The organism is Floccifex sp. (assembly GCF_051873495.1).
Taxonomy (GTDB): Bacteria; Bacillota_I; Bacilli_A; order Erysipelotrichales; family Erysipelotrichaceae; genus Floccifex.
In genome coordinates this window covers 1-1,501 of the sequence record NZ_JBJEEX010000097.1, presented here as the reverse complement: position 1 = coordinate 1,501, position 1,501 = coordinate 1, and the positions used below count along the sequence as shown (strand labels likewise).

At 34.0% G+C, this 1,501-nt stretch carries 1 protein-coding gene and 1 tRNA gene; one reads left to right on the top strand and one right to left on the bottom strand.

Annotation, left to right across the window (positions count from 1 at the left end):
- Positions 1-22: 22 nt before the first annotated feature.
- The gene (locus ACI313_RS05775) at positions 23-1,303 is read right to left on the bottom strand and encodes an adenylosuccinate synthase (protein ID WP_439755516.1); all 1,281 of its coding nucleotides are present in this window, start codon (positions 1,301-1,303) and stop codon (positions 23-25) included.
- A 123-nt stretch (positions 1,304-1,426) separates the two neighbouring features.
- Here ACI313_RS05775 and ACI313_RS05770 point away from each other — a divergent pair.
- Positions 1,427-1,501, top strand: a tRNA-Trp gene (locus ACI313_RS05770).

The following is a 1,501-nucleotide window of genomic DNA, read 5'->3' as shown; positions in this document are numbered from 1 at the left end:
CTTTCAAAAAAAGAGATTGAAATTAATCAATCTCATGAATATAAATGTTATTTACACGATCTGGTCCAACTGAAATCATAGAAACACGAACACCTGTAAATTCTTCAATAAAGCGAACATATTCTTTGCAGTTTTCAGGTAATTCATCATAAGTTGTCATCTTAGAAATATCTTCTGTCCATCCAGCAAATTCCTTGTAAACTGGTTTTGCTTTTCCTACAATGGCTTGATCTGAAGGAATGTAATCATAAACTTTTCCATCCACATCGTATCCTACGCATACTTTCAACGGTTCAATTCCTGTTAAACAATCAATTTTAGTAATCACAAGATCTGTCAATCCATTTAACATTGCAGCATGTTTAACTACTAATAAATCTAACCAACCACATCTTCTTGGTCTACCAGTAGTAGCTCCATACTCTCCACCAATTTCTCTTAAGTGTTCTCCTGTTTCATTCAATAACTCAGTCACAAAAGGACCTTCTCCAACACGTGTCGAATAAGCTTTTACGACCCCGATAATAGTTTGCAAACGATTAACCGCAACACCAGCACCAGTAGCAACACCTGCACTTGTAGGTGAACTTGATGTTACGAATGGATATGTACCGTAGTTAATATCTAACATCATTGCTTGCGCACCTTCAAATAATACATTTTTATTTTGATCTAATGCTTCATTTACCATGTGTGTTGTTTCTTTTATCATTGGAACAATACGATCATAGATTTTTTCAAAATCAGAAATAATTGTATCGTAATCCATAGGTTCAGCACCATATACACCAGCAAATAATTTATTCTTATAATCTAATACTTCTTTAACACGAGCTTTAAAGTAATCAAAATCAAGTAGTTCATGGTAACGAATTCCACGACGAGCATATTTATCTGAATAACATGGTCCAATTCCTTTTTGCGTTGTACCAATTTTATTATTAGATGACTCTTCTTCTAATTTATCTTGATAACGATGATATGGCATTAAAATTTGAGCACGATCACTAATAACAATGTGATCACATTTTAATCCACCTTTTTCTAATGTATCCATTTCTTCTAATAAAACAAATGGGTTGCATACAACACCAGGTCCAATAATACATAAAGCATCTTCATGTAATACTCCACTTGGTAACAAATGTAAAACATATTTTTTTCCATTTACAATGACAGTATGACCTGCGTTATCTCCACCTTGGAAGCGCACGATCATATCGGCTTTTTCAGCTAAAACATCGACGATTTTTCCTTTACCCTCATCGCCCCATTGGGTACCTACTACAACTTGGCTAGACATAGTCGTCCTCCTTTTTAACATAAAAATTATAGAAAACATCTCTATATTTGTCAATTTACTTTAAATTTTTATTTAAAAGTTCTTGCATTATGTAAAATCTTTTGATAATATAATTAGGCACTTAGGGGTGTCGTCCAAAGGCTAAGATAGTGGTCTCCAAAACCATTGATGTGGGTTCGATTCCTACCACCCCTGCCA